Source organism: Vibrio qinghaiensis, from assembly GCF_002257545.1.
GTDB classification, from domain to species: Bacteria; Pseudomonadota; Gammaproteobacteria; order Enterobacterales; family Vibrionaceae; genus Vibrio; species Vibrio ordalii.
The window spans coordinates 2288100-2310135 of record NZ_CP022741.1 but is presented as its reverse complement, the minus strand read 5'-3'; the positions used below and the strand labels follow the sequence as shown (position 1 = coordinate 2310135).

Sequence of the window (22036 nt, the reverse complement as noted above, 5' to 3'; positions counted from 1 at the left end):
ATAATGCTGAAAAAATCAGCGTTGTTGTCGTTAATTAAGCACAAGCACATCATTGATAAACTGCCGAAAAAGTAACGAATCATTTATCTATAAAAGCATTCCGTATTATGACTGAACAATATAATGCTGGGGCCATTGAAGTTCTTAATGGTTTAGAACCAGTACGTCGCCGACCTGGGATGTATACGGACACCGCGCGGCCGAACCATTTGGGCCAAGAAGTTATCGATAACAGTGTCGATGAAGCGCTAGCCGGATATGCCTCCAAGGTACAAGTTATTCTCCACGCCGATCAATCACTTGAAGTGATCGATGATGGGCGTGGTATGCCCGTTGATATTCACCCTGAAGAGAAAATATCAGGCGTTGAGCTTATCTTCTGTAAATTACATGCGGGCGGTAAGTTTTCAAACAAAAGCTACCAGTTCTCCGGTGGTTTACATGGGGTAGGTATTTCCGTAGTGAATGCCCTATCCAAGCGTGTGGAAGTGACCGTTCGCCGTGATGGGCAAATATATGAAATGGCGTTTGAGCACGGTAATAAAGTCGAGGAATTGACGGTAACTGGCACCTGTGGTCGTCGTAATAAAGGGACGAGTGTCCACTTTTGGCCCGACACCAGCTATTTTGATTCGCCTAACTTTTCAGTGACTCGCCTAATCAATAATTTGCGCGCTAAAGCGGTACTTTGCCCGGGGCTCGAAATCACCTTTAGTGATAAGGTTAATAATCTTGAGCACCGTTGGTACTACGAAGACGGCTTAAAAGATTATCTCGCAGAAGGCGTAAAGGGTTACACCTTATTGCCCGAAGAGCCATTTACGGGTGAGTTTGTCGCTGAAACTGAAGCGGCCAACTGGGCAGTGATTTGGCTACCTGAAGGTGGTGAGATGATCACCGAAAGCTATGTTAACTTAATCCCTACCGCACAAGGTGGTACGCACGTTAACGGCTTACGCCAAGGGTTGCTCGATGCGATGCGTGAATTCTGTGAATTCCGCAACCTGTTGCCGCGTGGCGTTAAGTTAACTGGTGAAGATGTCTTTGACCGCTGTTCTTATGTGTTGTCGGTTAAGATGCAAGACCCACAGTTTGCAGGGCAAACCAAAGAGCGCCTTTCTTCACGTCAAACCGCGGCTTTTGTTTCAGGTGTGATAAAAGACTCCTTTAGTTTATGGCTGAATGAAAAACCACAACTCGCTGAATTACTTGCCGAAGTGTGCATAGCCAATGCGCATCGCCGCATGCGAGCCAGCAAAAAAGTGGTACGGAAAAAAATCGCATCGGGCCCCGCGCTCCCCGGTAAATTGACCGACTGTTCAGTGCAAGACCTGAGCCGCACGGAAATCTTCTTTGTCGAAGGGGATTCAGCAGGCGGCAGTGCTAAGCAAGCGCGCGATCGTGAATTTCAAGCGGTTATGCCACTGCGTGGGAAAATTTTAAATACGTGGGAAGTGTCGGCAGACCAAGTGCTGGCTTCACAAGAAGTGCATGATATCTCTGTTGCTCTTGGGATTGATCCTGATAACGACGATCTGGATGGATTGCGTTACGGTAAAATCTGTATTCTCGCAGATGCTGACTCTGATGGTTTACATATTGCCACCTTGCTCTGTGCCTTATTTACCAAACATTTCCGAGCATTAGTCAAAGCGGGGCATATTTTTGTTGCGATGCCTCCTTTGTATCGGATCGACTGCGGCAAAGAGGTCTTTTATGCACTCGATGATGCTGAAAAAGAGGGCATTTTAGAGCGACTTAGCCAGAAAAAAGCCAAAATCAACGTCCAGCGATTTAAAGGTTTGGGTGAAATGAATCCGCTTCAATTGCGTGAAACAACGATGGATCCAAACACGCGCCGCTTGGTGCAACTGACCATTGATGATGCTGAAGCAACGGATGAAATGATGGACATGTTGCTAGGTAAAAAGCGTGCAGATGACCGCCGCGCATGGTTGCAACGTTATGGCGATATGGCAGAGGTGCAATAAATGTCAACTGAAATAACCTTTGATGGTGTTGAGAAACTGCCGCTGCGTAAGTTCACTGAAGACGCCTATCTCAATTATTCGATGTACGTCATCATGGACCGCGCACTGCCTTATATTGGCGATGGTTTAAAACCGGTACAGCGACGTATTATTTATGCGATGTCGGAGCTTGGACTCTCGGCGTCAGCCAAGTACAAAAAATCAGCGCGTACCGTTGGTGACGTGCTCGGTAAATACCACCCGCACGGTGATTCGGCCTGTTACGAAGCAATGGTATTAATGGCGCAACCCTTTTCTTACCGCTATCCACTGGTGGATGGTCAAGGTAACTGGGGTGCTCCGGACGATCCAAAATCCTTCGCGGCGATGCGTTATACCGAAGCGAAACTGTCTAAATTCGCTGAAGTTTTACTGGGTGAGCTTGGACAAGGCAACGTTGATTGGCAGCCTAACTTTGATGGCACAATGCAAGAACCCCAAATGCTGCCGGCGCGTTTACCTCATATTTTGCTCAATGGCGTCACGGGAATTGCGGTGGGCATGGCGACCGATATTCCACCACACAATGTGCGTGAAATTGCCGATGCGACGATTCACCTGATCGATAACCCAGAGGCGCAACTGCACGATGTGATGCAGTATGTGCAAGGGCCAGATTATCCGACCGAAGCGGAAATTATTTCACCCAGAATTGAAATTGAGAAAATATATCGCTCAGGTCGCGGCAGTATCAAAATGCGCGCGGTTTGGCATAAAGAGGGTGGTGATGTTGTGATCACCGCATTACCTCATCAAGTTTCAGGCGCTAAATTGCTCGAACAAATCGCTAACCAAATGCGCGCGAAGAAATTGCCAATGGTTGAAGATTTACGCGATGAATCGGATCACGAGAACCCTACGCGCATTGTTATTGTGCCGCGTTCTAACCGTGTAGATTGTGACTTGTTGATGAGCCACTTGTTCGCATCAACCGATCTAGAAAAAAGCTTCCGTGTTAACTTGAACATGATTGGCTTAAACAATCGCCCAGAAGTGAAAGGTTTAGTGACTATTCTTTCTGAGTGGATTGAGTTTCGCCGCACCACGGTTCGCCGCCGTTTGCAGTACCGTCTTGATAAAGTCATGGCGCGTTTGCACATCTTGGAAGGTTTACTAATCGCTTATCTGAATATTGATGAAGTGATTGAAATCATTCGTACTGAAGATGAACCGAAAGCGGTACTGATGGCCCGTTTTGGTATTAGTGCTATTCAAGCCGATGCGATTTTAGATACCAAACTTCGCCACTTAGCCAAACTTGAAGAGATGAAGATTCGTGGTGAGCAAGATGAGCTTGCTAAAGAGCGCGAAAAATTAGAGCAGTTGCTTGGTTCTGAGCGTCGCTTGAACACCTTGTTGAAGAAAGAGATCAAAGCAGATGCTGAGAAGTATGGTGATGATCGCCGTTCACCACTGATTGAGCGTGCTGAATCTAAAGCCTTGACTGAGCGTGACCTTGTGCCAAGTGAAGCGATCACCGTTGTGCTTTCGGAAAAAGGCTGGGTACGTCATGCCAAAGGGCATGATGTGGATTGCCAAAGTTTGAGCTATAAATCCGGCGACCAGTATTTGGCTCATGCTTGTGGTAAGAGCAATCAACAGGTCGTATTCTTGGGTAGCGATGGTCGAAGTTATTCGCTTGAAGCTCACTCGCTACCTTCGGCGCGCAGCCAAGGTGAGCCGATTACGGGTCGTCTCAATATCACAGAGGGCTCGTCTATTCGCCAAGTAGTGATGGGGGAAGAGGATCAACTCTGGTTAGTGGGCTCGGATGCCGGTTATGGTTTTGTGTGTAAAGGTGGTGAACTACTGTCGAAAAACCGTAGTGGTAAAGCCTTAGTTAATTTGCCTGAGAACTCAGAGATAATGACGCCGCATACCATCGGCCATTTGGAGTCTGATGACATTTTAGCGATCACGAATCAGGGCCGAATGTTGCTATTCCCAATCAAAGATTTACCACAGCTAACCAAAGGCAAAGGCAACAAAATAATCAATATTCCTGCGGCTAAGTCCAAAGAGCGTGAAGAGTTTGTGTCACACTTAATTTCCTTGCCTCAAGGGGCGGCTATTACGCTCTATGCCGGCAAACGCAAACTTGGTTTAAAAGCCAGCGATCTAGAAAACTTCCGTGGTGAGCGTGGACGTCGAGGTAGCTTACTGCCGAGAGGGTTACAACGTGTTACTGCGATTGAGATTGAATCAGAACTTAGTGATTCAGATCTTGAGCAAGAGTAAAAATCTATAAATAAAAGCCCCCTTCGTCAGTTGGGGGCTTTTTTATGTCTCTTTGTTTTTGGTGCTTAGTTTTATTCGCGTAGGTCTTCAACAATTGTCACGGGAAGTGTCATCTCTTCACCTTTACGTAAGATAAGCACATCGACAACAGTACCAGGGCGCAAGTCAGTGACAATTTCCATCACACTCTTGCGACCATTAATTTTTTTTCCGCCAATTTTTAGAAGAATATCCCGCTCTTTAAAACCAGCAGTTACCGCAGGGCCATTGGGGTCAATGCCCAACACAACTATGCCGCCAATATGTTCACTGCCAAGTAAACGAGATGTTACTGGAGTAATATCTTGCCCATCAATACCGATATAGCCGCGAATCACGCGTCCATCAGCAATGATTTTTTCCATAATGGTATTGGCTAATTTGTAGGGAATTGCGAATGATATACCATCAGTTTTCATTTCAGTTGCTTGTTGAAACGAAGCCGTGTTAATACCTACCAGCTCTCCTTGAGTGTTGACCAAAGCTCCTCCTGAATTGCCTTCATTAATGGCCGCATCAGTTTGGATCAAAGCTTGGCGTCCATCGGTGCTGACAGATGAACGTTCAGTAGCAGAAATGATACCAAAAGTAGTGGTTTGCCCAAGGTTGTATGGATTGCCAATGGCCAGTACCACATCGCCAACTTTCACCGAGTAATTGGGATTTTGTGGAATAACGGGAAGGTTTGTGCCTTCAATTCGCAAAATTGCGATATCCGTGCGTCGATCTTTGCCTACCAATTGTGCGGCAGCGAGACGGCCATCTTGCAATGCCGCCACGATTTGGTCGGCTTGGGCTACTACGTGATAGTTCGTAATGATGTACCCTTTCTCGCTCACAATTACACCAGAGCCTAACCCCTGAATCGACAGTTTACTGCGATCGCTTTCGGTGTATTTTTGGTTGTAAATATTGACGACAGCAGGTGCGGCGCGGCGAACTGCTTGGTTAAACGAAATTTGCAAAGAGAGTGCATTAGGTGATTCTATTGCTGTTATTTTTGGGAGAACATTGGAACGTAGCGAGGGAACCGCTAATAAGATAACGACAGCAGCGAGAAGCCCAAGTCCCACTGAACGAAGTAAAAAGTTAAGCATATCTTCCCCAAACAAAACCCGCTATATACTCAGCTTATTTTACACCTGAGCTTGAGAGAGGAAGAATAGCACTACATGATTGAATAAGAAAAGGGCAGCATTCAAATGCTGCCCTTTTCGCTCCACAAGCGATTCTCACTAATTAGCGAATAACCAAGTAAATGTTAGCGAATAACCAAGTAAATGGTTCTATCACCTCGTTGGATATTCAGCGCAAGTATGCTCGGCTTTTTCTCCAAAATTTCGCGTAATTGTGCGAGGTTTTTCACTCGTTGGCGGTTAACACCAATGATGATGTCCTCTTTTTGTAGTTGATACGCTTCTGCCGCTGACCCTTTCTCTATAGCAGTCACTTTAACGCCAGCGATTGGGTCTTGATCCGTCGTATTGGTCAGTGCCGCACCAGTCAACCCCGAGTGCAGTTGCTCTGCTTTGGTTGTGGTGTTGTTTTCACTCAAGGTTACGTCGAAGGTTTTGCTTTTACCATCGCGGATAACATCGATTGTGATTTTTTTACCTGCACCTAATGTTGCCACTTTGGCTCTTAATTCGTTGAAGGTAGAAACGTTTTTTCCATTAATAGCTGTGATGACATCACCCGCTTTGATCCCTGCTTTATCGGCGGCGCTATCTTTGATAACTTGGCTAACAAACGCCCCTTTACTTGACTCATAGCCTAGCGCTTCAGCCAGTTCAGAGGTTATTTCACCCCCTTGAACGCCGAGCACGCCACGTTTTACCTCACCAAATTCTAAGATCTGTTCGGTCAAGTTTTTCATCATATTTGATGGTATTGCAAAACCTATCCCAACGTTGCCACCATTCGGCCCAAGAATCGCGGTATTAATCCCAATCAATTCACCATTGAGATTGACTAAGGCACCACCAGAGTTGCCACTGTTAATCGCGGCATCGGTCTGAATAAAGTTCTCAAAGTTTTCAAGATTAAGTCCACTTCGTCCCAACGCAGAAACAATGCCGGAAGTCACCGTTTGACCAAGACCAAACGGGTTCCCGATCGCGACAGTGAAATCACCCACACGCAGTTTGTCTGAATCTGCGATACGAATTTGGGTTAAATTTTTTGCTTTTTTGAGTTTGATCAGCGCGACATCGGACATTTTATCGCCACCGACGAGCTCCGCATCGTATTCTCGGCCGTCGTACAGTTTGACGCGAATCTTATCAGCACCATCGATGACGTGATAATTAGTCACAACATAGCCTTTGTCTGCGTCAGTAATGACACCAGAGCCTAATGCTCTAAATGGCCGCTCTTGCGATTGGTCGATTGGAAAATCAGGACCAAAGAAAAATCGAAACTGCTCGGGTAAACGTTGATGAGAAACTTGAGTTCCTTCAACGGAGATACTGACAACCGCAGGCGTCACTTGCTCTAGCATCGGTGCTAAGCTTGGCAATGGCTCACCACTGACAGAAAAGGGTAGTGCTGCCATTGCAGGTAGTGGGGTGATGATTGAACTTAAACTTAATGATAGGGCGGTTAAAATAAGTAAAGGTTTTTTCATCATAAGCTCCTTTAGAATAACTGTGTCCGAAGTTTAATATTTGTACGAAAGACAAAACTTCAACACTCTCGTGAGGTTTATGACTCAAAAACCTTTATAAAGTTCATGAATTCAGATTAAAGGGCTTTCGCCTTAACTACGTCTGCAGAATGAATGATCTCTTTTTCTGGAGTATTAAAAAGCCCCGTAGCCCCATTAGCATAATCTTTTGGTGGTTGTTCAAAAAGATTATCGTTACTTTTTTCTGGTTCACTGTGCAGTGCAATTTTTTTGATAAATGGATTATCTTGCTCTGGCATATTCGGTAAAATTTCGGACGATGTTTTGGCCATGTGTTGGTACAGTTTGGTGTAATCTTTACCTAGGGTATCGAGCATCTCTGCTGTTTGAGCAAAATGATCTGACAATTCTTGGCGCTGTTGTTCCAAACTAAATTTCGCGTTATCTAATTCTTTTTGTAGAGACTTTTGGTTTTTATATTGAGGCGTAGTCAATCGTGAAATGACCATTCCCAACGCAGCCCCTACTAGCAAGCCCACAATGGCATATATCAAAGGCATAACAGCTCCTTATTGTTGTTATTTAACATGTTTATTACCTATTGGTTACACATGTTGCTTCGACATGTTACTATGACTGCTCTAGCCAATAAAGCGAAATACACGAAATAGCAGTTTCCATTTTTTAGTGTAGTAGGCAGTCATGACACCAAAACAGCGATATGAACACGATTTGAAAAAACTCGGTTTTCAACGAGACTCTGCTCAAGAAAGCGCCGTCGATGCGTTGGATTTACTCTACCACCAGTTTCAGGATTATCTTAACCAACCAATTAAGCCTTCCGCGGTTTGGGCTAAATGGTTTGGTCGCCAACCTGAGCTGCCTAACTTGCCTAAAGGGCTCTATTTTTGGGGCGGTGTCGGGAGAGGAAAAACCTATTTAATGGATACGTTTTTTGAGGCTCTGCCAACCACTCGTAAATTGCGAGTGCATTTCCACCGTTTTATGTATCGAGTTCATGATGAGTTGAAGGAGCTGGCTGGAGTTGAGGAGCCCTTAGAAAAGGTTGCCGATATTTTTAAGTCAGAAACGGAAATTATCTGTTTTGATGAGTTTTTCGTATCAGATATTACTGATGCGATGATTTTGGGTACCTTGTTTCAAGCACTGTTTAAACGCGGTATTATCTTAGTGGCGACATCGAACATTCCACCGCACGACTTATATCGCAACGGCTTGCAACGAGCCCGATTTCTCCCTGCAATTGCTTTGATTGAATTACACTGTCATGTGTTGAACGTCGATAGTGGTATTGATTATCGCTTAAGAACATTAGAGCAAGCGGAAATTTACCACTATCCATTGGATGAAGCGGCAAGCCATAATTTACAACATTACTATCGGCAATTGGTTGGTGACGAGAAAAAAGAGGCGCTCAGTGAGATCGAAATCAATCACCGCACTCTCTCTGTTGTAAAAGCTGGTGATGGTATTTTGTATGCAACCTTCGAGCAGTTATGCCAAACGGCAAGAAGCCAAAATGATTACATTGAGTTGTCCAAAATTTACCATACAGTACTGTTGGCTGATGTGAAGCAGATGGATAGAACCATTGATGATGCAGCACGGCGTTTTATTGCGTTGATTGATGAGTTTTATGAACGGCATGTCAAAGTGATTATCTCAGCCGAAGTGGCGTTGGACGAGCTGTACCCGCATGGGCAACTTGAGTTTGAATTCAAACGTTGTCAGTCGCGGTTAATTGAAATGCAAAGTCATGAGTATTTAGCAAGGGAACATCTGGCTTAGCTCAATTCGGACACTTTTAAAGCAAAATAAAAAAATCGTGATTTTGTTCAAAAAGAGGTGATTTTTTCTACTGACTTCCCTATAATCCTGCGACCCACCGTTACTGCAGGCCTGTTTCTGTGAAACGAGAGGCCGAGAGAAACCAAACGCTCGAAGGGGTAACTTTGGACTCTTAGACAGTGGGGGCATTTTAATGCTCCTTTTAGTGTAAATTTTATTTAACGGGTTATTATTAGCATGAAAACTTTCGTTGCTAAACCAGAAACTGTAAAACGCGACTGGTATATCGTAGACGCTGAGGGTAAAACTCTAGGTCGTCTAGCAAGTGAAATTGCATCTCGCCTACGTGGCAAACATAAAGCTGAATACACTCCTCACGTAGACACTGGTGATTACATCATCGTTGTAAACGCTGAGAAAGTTACTGTAACTGGTAACAAAGCAGCAGCTAAAACTTACTACCGTCACACTGAATTTCCAGGCGGCTTAAAATCAATCACTTTCGACAAGCTGATTGTTCGTAAGCCAGAGATGGTTATTGAGCTAGCGGTTAAAGGTATGCTACCACGTGGTCCTCTAGGCCGTGCTATGTACCGTAAGCTGAAAGTTTACGCTGGCGCTGAGCACAACCATGCTGCTCAACAACCAAAAGTACTAGACATCTAATTGGGGATTTCGAAAATGGCAGAGAATCAATACTACGGCACTGGCCGTCGCAAAAGCTCAGCTGCACGCGTTTTTATTAAACCAGGCAGCGGCAACATTGTAATCAACAAGCGTAGCCTTGATGTTTACTTTGGTCGTCCAACTTCTCGCATGGTTGTTAAACAACCTCTTGAGCTAGTTGAACTCACTGAGAAACTGGATCTATACATCACTGTTAAAGGTGGTGGTATTTCTGGTCAAGCTGGTGCTATCCGTCACGGTATCACTCGCGCTCTAATGGAATACGACGAATCACTACGTCCTGTTCTACGTGCAGCTGGCTACGTTACTCGCGACGCTCGTTGCGTTGAACGTAAGAAAGTTGGTCTGCGTAAAGCACGTCGTAAACCACAATTCTCTAAGCGTTAATCTTTTTTCAAAAGATTCGCTTCCAGTGTTACTGGATTGTGGTTCAAAAGCCCGGTATTTATACCGGGCTTTTTGTTTTTTGGTGTTAGCAAACACTCATTTTTTTAATCACATCATTTGGTTATGGTTCTTTAATCTTTCTTTTGTGACCTCACGTGCGATTTACTTCACGAATGTTACGAAAAGGTAGCTTTATCTTGTCAAAAAGTAGGGTTTTATTTATCATTTACCATCAAATAAATACAACTAGATTCGTATTTTGTTAGCCATGCTCTTATAAGCGGAATAACAATAATCCACAGGGAGCAAATGGGAGAATGTTTGGATGAGCAATGCGCCTTTAAATAACGGCCGCAGACGTTTCTTAACCGCGACAACAGCCGTTGTCGGAGGGTTAGGCGCCGCTGCTGTCGCCGTTCCTTTTATTAAATCTTGGAACCCAAGTGCCAAAGCCAAAGCGGCGGGTGCTCCTGTTGAAGTTGAAATAGGTAAACTTGAAGAGGGGCAAATGGTTCGTGTTGAGTGGCGAGGAAAGCCTGTTTGGGTTGTTCGTCGTTCTCAATCAGTGGTCGATGGGCTAAAAGATATCGAAAACCAGCTTCGAGATCCTCAATCAGATGAACAGCAGCAGCCTAATTATGCACAAAATGCTTATCGTTCGATTAAACCTGAATATTTCGTTGCGGTTGGTATCTGTACCCACCTTGGCTGTTCACCCACTTATTTACCGGATTCTTTTAGTGAACAAGTTCAAGGGGTGAAATCTGGTTTCTTCTGTCCTTGTCATGGTTCAAAATTTGATATGGCTGGCCGAGTTTTCCAAGGCGTACCTGCACCACTAAACTTGGTTATCCCTCAATACATGTATCTTAGCGATACTCGTATTGTCATTGGGTTAGATGAAACAGGGGAGGCTGCATAATGCAAGTTTTACTTGATTGGGTAGAAAAGCGTTTACCTGCAATGAACGCTTATAAGAAACACCTATCTGAATACCCAATGCCGAAAAACTTTAACTTTTGGTATTTGTTTGGATCGTTAGCTATGTTGGTTCTAGTTAACCAACTGCTCACAGGTGTGTGGCTAACCATGAACTATGTGCCATCAGGTGAAGGCGCTTTCGCGTCAGTTGAATACATAATGCGTGATGTTGAGTATGGTTGGTTACTGCGCTATATGCACTCTACCGGAGCTTCAGCTTTCTTTGTGGTGATTTATCTACATATGTTCCGTGGCTTAATTTACGGTTCATATCAGAAGCCTCGTGAGCTGCTATGGCTATTTGGAATGCTGATCTTCTTAGTGTTGATGGCTGAAGCCTTTATGGGATACTTGCTACCATGGGGACAAATGTCCTACTGGGGAGCGCAAGTTATTATCTCTTTGTTCGGTGCAATCCCTGTTATCGGTGATGATTTAACTCTATGGATACGTGGTGACTACGTTATTTCAGGCGCTACATTAAACCGCTTCTTTGCTCTGCATGTGATTGCTTTACCTATCGTCTTATTATTACTTATTGTTCTTCATATTTTAGCACTGCATGAAGTTGGCTCTAATAACCCTGACGGTATTGAAACCAAGATACCAAAAGGGTCTATGGGCGATGATTATAAAACGCAGTTTAAATTCCATGACTACTACACTAAGAAATACGACATCATTGATTCTATTCCATTCCACCCTTACGGGACGGTAAAAGATCTTATTGGTGTTGCTGGCTTCTTGTTCTTATTCTGTTACGTGCTGTTTTTTAACCCAGAGATGGGGGGATATTTCCTTGAGCCGCCTAACTTTGAAGCGGCAAATCCACTTAAAACACCTGAACACATTGCACCCGTTTGGTATTTCACTCCGTTTTACGCCATTTTACGTGCCGTTCCAGATAAGCTGATCGGTGTAATTGCAATGGGCGCATCGATTGTAGTGCTGTTCTTATTGCCATGGCTGGATCGTTGTAAAGTTCGTTCTTACCGCTACCGCAGTAAGTTTCACTTATTCAATATCATTCAGTTCACTATCTGCTTTATTGCTTTGGGTGTATTGGGCGCGTTGCCAGCCACGCCAACTTATACTCTTATGGCGCAGATCTTTAGCTTAGGTTATTTCATGTTCTTTGTTTTGCTCTATTTCTATAGCAAAAATGAAGCAACGAAACCATTACCAGAAAGGGTGACATTTAAATGAAAAAGTGGATTGTAGTTTTATTTGCAATGCTGCCGTCACTTGCTCTGGCAGCTGGAGCCAATGTACATCTAGATAAAGCGAATAATGATTTAAGGGACCAAGCATCACTACAGCATGGTGCTAAGTTATTCATGAACTACTGTTTTGCTTGCCACTCAACTCAATACCAGCGTTATGAACGTGTAGCGAATGACTTGAATATTCCTGCAGATTTGATGAAAGAGAATTTGATCTTTGATCCTAATGCCAAAATTGGTCAACTGATGGAGAATGCTATTCCAGATAAGTCAGCAGCAAAATGGTTTGGTGCACCACCACCTGATTTAACGCTGGTGGCCCGAGTGCGAGGAACAGATTGGCTGTATACTTACCTTCGCTCATTTTATGCCGATCCTAGCCGGCCATTTGGTGTAAACAATATTGTATTCCCAAGCGTCGGTATGCCTCATGTGCTTGAAGAGCTACAAGGTATACCACAGCCTGTTTATAGCACCCATATCGTTAATGGTGAGGAAGTTAAGACGGTTATTGGTGTCGAGTCTGATGGGACTGGTGAGCTGAGTAAAAGTGAGTATGATCAAGCGGTCCGCGACATCGTTAACTTTCTTGAATATTCCGCTGAACCAGTCAAGCTTGAAAGGCAAACTTTAGGCTGGTGGGTAATGGCATTCCTTGTGCTATTTACTATCGTGGTCATTCTATTGAAGAAAGAATATTGGCGTGATGTGCACTAATTGTGCTACCATGCGGCGTTAATTTCTAATTTTTAGAATCTTCAATGGAGGCCTGGCCTCCATTGTTTTTATATCTGTAAGTGTGCTGGAGGGCTCCATGGCTGTAGCTGCCAATAAACGTTCTGTGATGACGCTATTTTCGAGTGCATCTGATATGTATAGTCATCAGGTACGTATTGTTCTAGCGGAAAAAGGTGTCAGTGTTGAAGTAGAATTAGTTGATGAAACCAATCTACCTGCTGACCTTATTGAGCTAAACCCATATAAGACAGTACCAACGTTGGTTGATCGTGAGCTTGCTCTTTATGACTCAAAGATCATCATGGAATACCTAGATGAGCGTTTCCCTCATCCACCGCTGATGCCTGTTTATCCTGTGGCTCGTGGTAATAGCCGTTTGATGATTTACCGTATTGAGAAAAACTGGTACTCACTGGCTGAGAAAGTCGTGAAGGGCAATGCGGAAGAGTCAGAAGCTGCTCGTAATAAATTACGCAATGATCTATTAACTCTTGGCCCTGTGTTCGCGGAATACGAATATTTCATGAGTGAAGAGTTTAGCCTCATTGACTGTTATTTAGCTCCATTACTATGGCGCTTACCTATTTTGGGGATTGATCTGATTGGTCCTGGCTCTAAAGAGCTTAAAGTATATATGAATCGTGTTTTTGAGCGTGATTCATTCTTGGCTTCTTTAACAGAAGCTGAACGTGAGATGCGTTTAGTTCGTTAAGGCAGTTTGATGGATATCTCTCAAATGACTCCTCGCCGACCTTATATGCTTAGAGCATTTTATGATTGGCTATTAGAAAATGAATTGACTCCTCATGTTGTTGTGGATGCCACTCTTACGGGTGTACGAGTGCCGATGGAGTTTGTGCAAGATGGACAAATTATCCTTAATCTTGCCCCAAGAGCGATAGGTAACCTTGAGCTTGGCAATGAAGCGATTACGTTCAATGCTCGCTTTGGTGGACGTCCTCATTCGGTCATAGTGCCTTTGTACGCAGTGCAAGCTATCTATGCACGTGAAAACGGTGCCGGTACTATGTTTGAACCTGAAGAGGCCTATATCGCTTATCTAGAAGCGGGCATAACAGAGGAATCTGAACAAGAACCGATGTTAAGCGTTGCTTCTCAAGAAGATGAGGAATTATTAGAGACTCGGGCACAAGAAACTTCTCGGCCGAAGGGAAAACCAAGCTTAAGAGTCATTAAGTAACTCATTTTCACACATTAAGCAGTCATGATCGAAAAAGCAGCGATATTCGCTGCTTTTTTTCTAACAAAAACAAAGGATAACCAAGGTTATTCGCTGTATTGAAATGCCTTAATCACCTGTTTTACGCCTGATATGTTTCGAGCGATATCGCTGGCTAGATTAGCCTGTTCTGCCGAGATATAGCCAAGTAAAAATACTTCTCTATTTTCTGTGATTACTTTGATTTTGATTGTGTTCAGTTCAGAATTGGCCAACAGCGCTGATTTTACTTTAGTCGTAATCCAACTGTCGTTACTGATTTCGCCAATCGATAAAGGCGCTTTTATTCTGACTTGATTATGAATGGTTTTGACCCCTTTTGTCTCACGTGCTTTATTTTCAAACTCATTGAGTAATCCGGAGTTTTCAGCTTGTCCCATCAACACGACAATCCCTTGATAAGAACTGGCCGTAATGCGAGTTTTTCCGTTAAAGGGGGCTTTATTGGCGATACCTGCTACTTCAAATTCGATGTTATTATCATTCCAAATTTCTTGAGTGGTTCGAGGGTCTGTTACTAGGCTCGCTGTTGTTGCCGCGCCAGCAAGGATAACGCCTGCACAACCTGATACAGCAAAGCTCAACAGTAGAATGAGTGAAAGTTTTAATCTATTCATTGTCTATTCTTCATGAGAAGGGAAAAGGACTTGATCAATCAAGTCACATAAGCAGTGTAGGGTGACCATATGAACTTCATGGATTCGAGCTGTCCGCTGCGAGGGGATGCGGATCTCCACATCATTTTCACCTAGAAGACCAGCCATTTCTCCACCGTCTTTGCCTGTGAGAGCGATAATCGTCATATCACGAGTCACAGCCGCTTCCATCGCTTTAATGATGTTTTTGCTGTTACCACTGGTTGAAATAGCCAACAAAACATCACCAGGTTGACCAAATGCACGTACCTGTTTCGAGAATATTTCTTGGTAGTGATAGTCGTTAGCAACTGCGGTTAACGTGGTATTGTCTGCGGTTAATGCAATGGCGGGTAAACTCGGGCGTTCAGTTTCAAAACGGTTCAGTAAGCAAGAAGAAAAAAGCTGGGCATTGGCCGAGGAGCCACCATTACCACAACAGAGAATTTTATGACCGTTAAGTAGCGTTGCCACCATGGCTTGTGCAGCATGCGTGATCGCATGGGGTAGTGCTTCAGCAGCCGCAATTTGAATTTGGATGCTTTCGGTAAAACTGTCTTTAATGCTGTCTAGCATCGTTTATCCTTGAGTTATTGCGTTTTTAATCCACTCAATATGATGCACATCTTGGTGGATGGCGATCACATCGAAACGAAAATCGGTGTCATAGGGCGATAGGCCACGCTTCAGTAGCCATAAATTCGCGGTTTTCATCAACTTTGTCATTTTTGCAGTAGTAACCATTTCTGCTGCATGGCCATGATGTTGATCTTTCCTGTATTTAACCTCTACGAACACTAAGGTATTTTTATCCCGCATAATGAGGTCAATTTCACCGATTTTGGTATTGAAATTTTGTTCAATAAAAACTAAACCGCAACTCAATAAATAGTGTTTGGCTGCGTTTTCATACTGTTGACCTATCGCTCTGCGACTAAAGAGCGCCATATACCGCCCAACTGATCTCTCTCTGTATTACGCATTGTTCATCAATACTTAATGTGCCTGTTTTGCCATCGATGCTATACCCCTCGACGACTTTCATTTGTGGTAGCTCAATCATCAACTGGTAAGCATCCATACCTAATGCTTGTAAGCGCCTCTCACTATTAGAGTTCTTTGGCCACAATTGGTTCATTTCATTATCCAGCATTGAATTGGGATGAATGAGTAATGGAATATCGCTATAAGTTACACCAGAGAGGTCTTCATACTGTGTGTTACCACTGTTACTACGAGAGTTTGAAAACAGTTTGGGTGGCTTAGTGTCAGGGTTAATTGCGACCTCGATAAAGGGTTTAATTAAAGTCAATTCTGCGCTGTTAGCCACGATATAAACCGAATCGATATCACGACGACTGCGGGGCAGGCTTTGCAAATCAATACCCATCAACGCATCCATTTGCGCGATATTTTGTTGGCTATCTTGCAGACCAAATACTGAGTTAATGTTGCGTTGCAATTGATGCTTATCACCAAACAGGTTCACCGATACTTTATTCTTGCTGTATTTTTGCCATTCTTCGCTAAATGCTTCTACTACACGTTGGCCGTAATTACCTTGAGGAGCGAGTATTAAAGGGTATTGATAGCCTTGGCTAAACAGATACTTAGCGGCTTGTTCAACCTCTTGCTCTGGCGAAAGTGCAAGATAGCAAGTGTTAGGATGATCTTCAATTTGGTCTGGAATATTCAACGCCAGCGTAGGGATAGAAGCTAAGCGTGCTTGTTGAAGCTTATGTAGATTCTCGATGTTCTCTTTGATGAGTGGTCCAACAATGAAATCAATGTTTTTTTCAATCAGTTGCTTGTCTATGAGCGCGGCGTCTTCGACATTGGTATCAATCACAGTCAAGGTAGCATTGAGGTCACGGTTATGGTCATTCATCATCGCCATGATAAAGCCATCACGGATCAGTTGAGCTTGCGTGGCAAACTTTCCTGAAAGAGGAAGTAACAACGCGGTGTTAGTGGGCTTGATGATCTCCAGCGCTAAAATATCTTGTATCGCTTTAGGCGTATAACGAGCCGCTGGGTGATTGCTGTTTTCCGCAAGCCATTTTTCGAGCGTATTCTTCAGCTGCGGAATATTGCTATTGAGCGTTTTCATATATACAGCCAGTTGTAGCCAGCCATCGAGCACGTTTTCGTTAGGCTCTGGATTGAATTGGGTAATTTCACGTTCGCTATAGTGATTGAAATTGAGCCAAATTTGATCGGCAATCGCTTCTTGCTCGGCATCATCAACGTAAGTGCTTAATGCAATAAGCTCCCTACTTGAATCAAAAGGGCGGCTGAGCGCGGTAAAAATATCGGCGCGCATTTGATGGTATTGAGCCCATGTTTCAGGGCTTAGCTTCCACCAAGCCTGAAAATTAAGCTGAGAGAGCGCTTGTGAAAACTGTTCCGCATTACTCAGCAACTGCGCCCTAGCCATTTGCCATTCAGCTTGTTGCGCTTCAGAGAGCGACTGCTTGGCTAAGCGCATAATCAACAGTTGCGCTTGTTCGCTGTTGTTTTCGTTAATGGCGGCTTTAAGAGCCATGATCAACCAATCATTTTGCAGTGGACCTTGGCTACTATCTGCTTGCATCAAGTAAGTTTGCGCTGACTTGGCGGGATCTTGCGTAATATCGACTGAGGTGGGCGTCGACGGTGAAGACGAACACGCCGCCAAAGCCATTGCTAATGCAACGGGCGTGAATAAGCGTGGTACACTGAGTCTCGGATGGTTCTTCATAGCCATGAGTTCTTTCATTATTCCGTGTAAAATTGTCTCTATATTAATCGTTGAAGTGATGGTAAACAAATGACAGATAGCAAAACCTTGCCAGCAGAGATCCCAACTCTCTACATTGTTCCTACGCCAATTGGCAATTTGGGTGATATTACCCAGCGAGCCATTGAAGTACTCTCAAGTGTTGATGTTATCGCTGCGGAAGATACACGCCATACTGGCAGACTTCTCGCTCACTTCAATATCCAGACTAAAACCTTTGCCTTGCATGATCACAACGAACAGCAAAAAGCACAAGTGTTAGTCGATAAATTATTATCAGGGCAATCTATTGCGTTGGTTTCTGATGCAGGAACGCCACTGATCAGTGATCCAGGGTACCATCTTGTCAATCAATGTCGTCAAGCTGGTGTGAGAGTTGTGCCACTTCCTGGCGCCTGTGCTGTGATTACTGCGCTCAGTGCATCAGGCTTACCTTCTGATCGTTTCAGTTTTGAAGGTTTTTTGCCGCCGAAAAGCAAAGGGCGTAAAGATAAATTCCTCGAGATCGCTAAGGCTGAACGCACCTGTATTTTTTATGAGTCACCACACCGAATTAGCGAATCACTGCAAGATATGTTAGCTATCTTAGGGCCAGATCGTAACGTGGTGCTAGCCCGCGAACTCACCAAAACCTTCGAGACGATTCAAGGTTTGCCGTTAGGCGAACTGATTAATTGGATTAATGAAGATGAGAACCGCAAGCGTGGTGAAATGGTGTTACTGATCCATGGTTACAGAGACAGCGTGGACGATAGCTTGCCGGACGAAGCGTTGCGCAGTTTAGCGATTTTGACAAAAGAGCTGCCTCTGAAAAAAGCGGCCGCATTGGCGGCTGAAATTTATAACCTTAAGAAAAATGCCCTTTATAAGTGGGGGCTTGAAAACCTATCTGCTTAATTAGCCAGCAGCATCTTAATGCTTTAAATCGATGGATAATTAAACGCTTAAGCGTGAATTAAACACAGAAGTTGTTTGAGCCTAGACAGTACCTATCTTTCTCTATACAATCCGCCCTCGGAGTTGACTGGGTAGTCGCTGCTTCATTGATGTCCTTTAGCCTTGTGCTGGGGAGACTGATGGAGGGGAGGAAAGTCCGGGCTCCATAGAGCAGGGTGCCAGGTAACGCCTGGGGGGCGAAAGCCTACGACAAGTGCAGCAGAGAGAAGACCGCCGATGGCCCAATTTCTTCGGAATGGGCACAGGTAAGGGTGAAAGGGTGCGGTAAGAGCGCACCGTGCGTCTGGCAACAGTTCGTAGCAAGGTAAACTCCACCCGGAGCAAGACCAAATAGGCTTCCACATTGCGTTGCTCGCGTAAGGAAGCGGGTAGGTTGCTTGAGCCAGTGAGTGATTGCTGGCCTAGACGAATGGCTACTGCCGCGCAAGCGGAACAGAACCCGGCTTATACGTCAACTCCACCTATTGCAGACCCATCATAACTCTTGCGGTTATGATGGGTTTTTTGCTTTTTATTGACGAAAATTATTTCGTAAGCACTAAACTTAGCGCAATATCACGTGATGCCAACGTCAAGTGGTAGCGATGCGGCGTTAAATCAGTAAACTGAATACTTGCGCCGTAGCCGATTGCTATATTTCAGCTTTAGCCCGATGAGAAAACGATGACTGAACCTTTTCAACACATTTCTGTACTACTGAATGAATCCATTGATGGCCTTGCTATCAAACCAGACGGTATTTATATCGACGGCACGTTTGGCCGTGGTGGTCATAGTCGTACAATTCTCTCTAAGTTGGGTGACAATGGTCGGCTTTACAGCATAGACCGCGATCCACAAGCGATTGCTGAAGCTGGAAAAATTAACGACCCGCGTTTTACTATCATTCATGGCCCATTCTCTGGCATGGCACAATACGCTGAGCGCTACGATCTGGTTGGGAAAGTAGATGGAGTACTGCTTGATTTAGGCGTTTCCTCGCCGCAGTTGGACGATGCCGAGCGCGGTTTTAGTTTCATGAAAGATGGCCCGCTTGATATGCGTATGGACCCGACGTCAGGGATCCCTGTCTCGCAGTGGCTTGCGCAAGCCGATTTGGACGACATTACTTGGGTGATTCGTGAATTTGGTGAAGACAAGCACGCGCGCCGTATTGCCAAAGCGATTGTCGCTTACCGTGAAGACGATGAAAAAGAGCCTCTGACGCGCACCAGCCAATTGGCCAAACTGATTTCAGAAGCTGCGCCGAAAAGCTTTAAAGAGAAAAAACACCCGGCTACGCGCTCATTTCAAGCATTTCGTATCTATATCAATAGTGAATTAGAAGAGATCGACACTGCATTGAAAGGCGCAGCTAAGATCTTAGCCCCGCAAGGGCGCTTATCGGTGATCAGTTTCCATTCGCTTGAAGATCGCATGGTCAAACGCTTTATTCGTAAAGAGAGTAAAGGCCCAGAGGTTCCACATGGTTTGCCGTTAACAGAAATACAAATTCAGGCATTGGGCTCAGCCAACTTAAAACCAGTTGGGAAAGCGATTATGCCAACTAAAGAAGAAGTGGAACTCAATCCCCGTTCACGTAGCTCAGTATTACGAGTTGCTGAAAAACTGTAGTCTATGTCTAAATCGCCGCCGAATTTAACCAAACTGATTGCACTTGACCTGTTTACGGTGGGTCGAGTGCCGCTTATTTTGTTAATGTTAATTTTTGCCAGTGCGATGGGGGTGGTGTTTATTACCCACCATTCTAGGCAGGCGATTTCGGAAAAAGATCAAACCTTAGTTGAGCGCGAGCGGCTCGATAATGAATGGCGTAACCTCATTCTTGAGGAAACGGCCCTCGCAGAACATAGTCGCGTGCAGAATCTTGCCAAACAAGAGCTGGAAATGAAGCGACCTGATTCTGATAAAGAAGTGGTGATTACGCTCAAATGAAAAAAAACAAAGACAAAGCCCAAGCGGCACCTCGTCAAGAAAAAGCGACATCTCCTATTTTGATCCGTTGGCGATTCTATCTCATCCTCTTTTTTGTATTCGTTACTTTCGCTTTATTGGTTGGGCGCGTTGCCTTCATCCAAATTATCGAACCGGATAATTTGATCCGCGAAGGGGATATGCGCTCTGTCCGAGCCAAAACCTTGCCATCGGCACGCGGAATCATTTCGGATCGTAATGGTGAACCTCTCGCAGTCAGTGTTCCTGTCGATGCAGTATGGGCTGATCCTGTGGCTATTTTTAAAGCCGGCGGCTTAGTTGAACGTGAACGTTGGTACGCACTGGCTGATGTGTTAGGCATTAAGCGCAGTGAGCTGCTGAAAAAAATTGAAGAGAACCAAACCCGCCGTTTTATCTATTTGCAGCGTCAAGTGAGCCCTGCAATGGCCAATTATATTCGCGAACTCAAATTAGCGGGTGTGGGGCTCAAGGCCGAATCTCGCCGTTACTATCCAGCCGGTGAGGCGAGTGCACACTTAATTGGTGTGACGGGCATCGATGGCCACGGTTTAGAAGGGGTTGAGCGCAGCTATGATAAATGGCTGACGGGGGAAGCGGGCAAACAGGTGATCCGCAAAGATCGGTATGGCCGAGTGGTGGAAAATATCTCGCTTGAAGAGCGTGAAGAGGGCAAGCCACTGGCGTTGACCATTGACCAACGTTTGCAAGCGATCGCCTTTCGTGCGGTCAAGCAAGCTGTGGCGGACTATCGTGCCACTTCGGCATCGGCGATTTTGCTCGACGTGAAAACGGGTGCAGTATTAGCGATGGTTAACGCCCCCTCATACAACCCCAATAACCGTTCCGATTGGCAAAGTTTTAAAATGCGTAACCGCGTGATCACGGACGCCTTTGAACCGGGCTCAACTGTCAAACCTTTTGTAGTATTGGCCGCGCTTGAAAATGGCGTTGCGAATGACAAAACGGTGATTGATACAGGGAATGGCATCATGCAAATCGGCGGCAGTCGAGTGCGTGATACCTCAAAAGTCGGCAAAGCCGATTTAACCTTAATTCTGAAAAAATCGAGTAACATCGGAGTGGCTAAGCTGGCGCTTGAAATGCCTCTCGAAGCTCTATTAGGTATGTATACCTCTGTAGGGCTTGGTGAAATGTCGGGTTTAAACCTTGTCGGTGAGACTTTGGGTATTTTCCCGAATCGCCGCCGTTGGTCACCGTTTGAAATTGCCACCTTGGCATTTGGCTATGGTTTGTCAATTACCCCCATTCAGTTGGCTCATGCTTATGCCACTTTAGGCAATTTAGGTCAGTACCAACCAATCCATATTATTGACAGCAACCAGCAAGATTTATCACGCCAAGTGGTTGATAAAACTAATGCTAAGAAAGTGTTGGAAATGTTGGAAACCGTTACCCAACCCGGTGGCACAGCAACTCAAGCCGCGGTTCCGGGCTATCGTATTGCGGCCAAGTCAGGCACTTCGCGCAAAGCGATTGCCGGCGGTTATGGTGATGAATATTTTGCTTACACGGCAGGAGTGGCTCCAGTGAGTGACCCTCGAGTCTCGTTAGTGGTGATGGTGAATGAACCTCAAGGTGACTTATATTATGGCGGTTCCGTTGCCGGCCCTGTCTTTGCCGAAATAATGAAAGGAGCGTTGCAGATCCTCAATGTCGCTCCTGATGAAAATCGATTCCAAAAATAATTAAG

The 22036-nt window shown here is 44.8% G+C and carries 21 protein-coding genes and 1 other RNA gene; 15 read left to right on the top strand and 7 right to left on the bottom strand.

Annotated elements, in window-relative coordinates:
- Positions 1-107 precede the first annotated feature (107 nt).
- Both parE and parC read left to right on the top strand, forming a co-directional pair.
- Positions 108-1991, top strand: a complete 1884-nt coding sequence (gene parE, locus CCZ37_RS10660) for a DNA topoisomerase IV subunit B (RefSeq protein ID WP_017042666.1) — start codon at positions 108-110, stop codon at positions 1989-1991.
- Positions 1992-4268, top strand: coding sequence for a DNA topoisomerase IV subunit A (parC, locus tag CCZ37_RS10655; protein ID WP_094500496.1), 2277 nt, complete (start codon positions 1992-1994; stop codon positions 4266-4268). It abuts the gene before it with no gap.
- Between the two features lie 71 nt (positions 4269-4339).
- Here parC and degS read toward each other — a convergent pair whose 3' ends face one another.
- From degS to zapG, 3 genes are all read right to left on the bottom strand, one after another.
- Positions 4340-5404: an outer membrane-stress sensor serine endopeptidase DegS gene (gene degS, locus CCZ37_RS10650; RefSeq protein WP_094500495.1), complete on the bottom strand. Its 1065-nt coding sequence runs from the start codon at positions 5402-5404 to the stop codon at positions 4340-4342.
- A 164-nt stretch (positions 5405-5568) separates the two neighbouring features.
- Positions 5569-6933, bottom strand: a complete 1365-nt coding sequence (locus CCZ37_RS10645) for a Do family serine endopeptidase (protein WP_094500494.1) — start codon at positions 6931-6933, stop codon at positions 5569-5571.
- Positions 6934-7049: 116 nt separating this feature from the next.
- The gene (zapG, locus tag CCZ37_RS10640; protein ID WP_010318045.1) at positions 7050-7493 is read right to left on the bottom strand and encodes a Z-ring associated protein ZapG; all 444 of its coding nucleotides are present in this window, start codon (positions 7491-7493) and stop codon (positions 7050-7052) included.
- A 142-nt stretch (positions 7494-7635) separates the two neighbouring features.
- Between zapG and zapE the strand changes: the two genes are divergently transcribed.
- The 8 genes from zapE to sspB all read left to right on the top strand — a co-directional run bounded on the left by zapE (position 7636) and on the right by sspB (position 13959).
- The gene (gene zapE / locus CCZ37_RS10635; protein ID WP_010318043.1) at positions 7636-8742 is read left to right on the top strand and encodes a cell division protein ZapE; all 1107 of its coding nucleotides are present in this window, start codon (positions 7636-7638) and stop codon (positions 8740-8742) included.
- Between the two features lie 237 nt (positions 8743-8979).
- Positions 8980-9408, top strand: coding sequence for a 50S ribosomal protein L13 (rplM, locus tag CCZ37_RS10625; protein WP_010318042.1), 429 nt, complete (start codon positions 8980-8982; stop codon positions 9406-9408).
- Between the two features lie 15 nt (positions 9409-9423).
- Positions 9424-9816, top strand: coding sequence for a 30S ribosomal protein S9 (rpsI, locus tag CCZ37_RS10620; protein ID WP_010318040.1), 393 nt, complete (start codon positions 9424-9426; stop codon positions 9814-9816).
- Positions 9817-10141: 325 nt separating this feature from the next.
- The gene (gene petA, locus CCZ37_RS10615) at positions 10142-10738 is read left to right on the top strand and encodes a ubiquinol-cytochrome c reductase iron-sulfur subunit (protein WP_010318038.1); all 597 of its coding nucleotides are present in this window, start codon (positions 10142-10144) and stop codon (positions 10736-10738) included.
- Positions 10738-12003, top strand: coding sequence for a cytochrome b (locus CCZ37_RS10610; RefSeq protein ID WP_010318035.1), 1266 nt, complete (start codon positions 10738-10740; stop codon positions 12001-12003). Before petA ends, CCZ37_RS10610 begins: the two co-directional genes overlap by 1 nt.
- Positions 12000-12737: a cytochrome c1 gene (locus CCZ37_RS10605; protein WP_010318033.1), complete on the top strand. Its 738-nt coding sequence runs from the start codon at positions 12000-12002 to the stop codon at positions 12735-12737. The genes CCZ37_RS10610 and CCZ37_RS10605 overlap by 4 nt, the downstream gene beginning before the upstream one ends.
- Before the next feature lie 97 nt (positions 12738-12834).
- Positions 12835-13470, top strand: coding sequence for a stringent starvation protein SspA (sspA, locus tag CCZ37_RS10600; protein WP_026027272.1), 636 nt, complete (start codon positions 12835-12837; stop codon positions 13468-13470).
- A gap of 9 nt (positions 13471-13479) precedes the next feature.
- Positions 13480-13959, top strand: a complete 480-nt coding sequence (sspB, locus tag CCZ37_RS10595) for a ClpXP protease specificity-enhancing factor (RefSeq protein WP_010318029.1) — start codon at positions 13480-13482, stop codon at positions 13957-13959.
- An 86-nt stretch (positions 13960-14045) separates the two neighbouring features.
- On the opposite strand, the gene CCZ37_RS10590 is transcribed toward sspB, so the two are convergent.
- The 4 genes from CCZ37_RS10590 to CCZ37_RS10575 are packed head-to-tail and all read right to left on the bottom strand — an operon-like array spanning position 14046 to position 17373.
- A complete protein-coding gene (locus CCZ37_RS10590) occupies positions 14046-14615 on the bottom strand; it encodes a BON domain-containing protein (protein WP_094500493.1) in 570 nt (189 codons plus the stop codon).
- Positions 14616-14618: 3 nt separating this feature from the next.
- The gene (locus tag CCZ37_RS10585; protein ID WP_010318025.1) at positions 14619-15209 is read right to left on the bottom strand and encodes a phosphoheptose isomerase; all 591 of its coding nucleotides are present in this window, start codon (positions 15207-15209) and stop codon (positions 14619-14621) included.
- Between the two features lie 3 nt (positions 15210-15212).
- Complete coding sequence (locus tag CCZ37_RS10580) at positions 15213-15581, bottom strand: YraN family protein (RefSeq protein ID WP_094500492.1); 369 nt, start codon at positions 15579-15581, stop codon at positions 15213-15215.
- On the bottom strand, positions 15568-17373 hold the full coding sequence (locus CCZ37_RS10575) for a penicillin-binding protein activator (RefSeq protein ID WP_094500838.1): 1806 nt from the start codon (positions 17371-17373) through the stop codon (positions 15568-15570). Before CCZ37_RS10575 ends, CCZ37_RS10580 begins: the two co-directional genes overlap by 14 nt.
- 69 nt (positions 17374-17442) lie before the next feature.
- On the opposite strand from CCZ37_RS10575, the gene rsmI reads away from it, so the two are divergent.
- The 5 genes from rsmI to CCZ37_RS10550 all read left to right on the top strand — a co-directional run bounded on the left by rsmI (position 17443) and on the right by CCZ37_RS10550 (position 22031).
- Positions 17443-18309 carry a 16S rRNA (cytidine(1402)-2'-O)-methyltransferase gene (gene rsmI, locus CCZ37_RS10570; RefSeq protein ID WP_010318018.1) on the top strand — a complete coding sequence of 289 codons (867 nt, stop codon included), beginning with the start codon at positions 17443-17445 and terminating at the stop codon, positions 18307-18309.
- A gap of 119 nt (positions 18310-18428) precedes the next feature.
- An RNA gene (gene rnpB, locus CCZ37_RS10565) (RNase P RNA component class A) lies at positions 18429-18832 on the top strand.
- Between the two features lie 200 nt (positions 18833-19032).
- A complete protein-coding gene (gene rsmH, locus CCZ37_RS10560) occupies positions 19033-19983 on the top strand; it encodes a 16S rRNA (cytosine(1402)-N(4))-methyltransferase RsmH (protein ID WP_010318016.1) in 951 nt (316 codons plus the stop codon).
- Positions 19984-19986: 3 nt separating this feature from the next.
- Positions 19987-20304, top strand: a complete 318-nt coding sequence (gene ftsL / locus CCZ37_RS10555; protein WP_010318013.1) for a cell division protein FtsL — start codon at positions 19987-19989, stop codon at positions 20302-20304.
- The gene (locus CCZ37_RS10550) at positions 20301-22031 is read left to right on the top strand and encodes a penicillin-binding transpeptidase domain-containing protein (protein WP_094147960.1); all 1731 of its coding nucleotides are present in this window, start codon (positions 20301-20303) and stop codon (positions 22029-22031) included. Before ftsL ends, CCZ37_RS10550 begins: the two co-directional genes overlap by 4 nt.
- Positions 22032-22036: the final 5 nt, after the last annotated feature.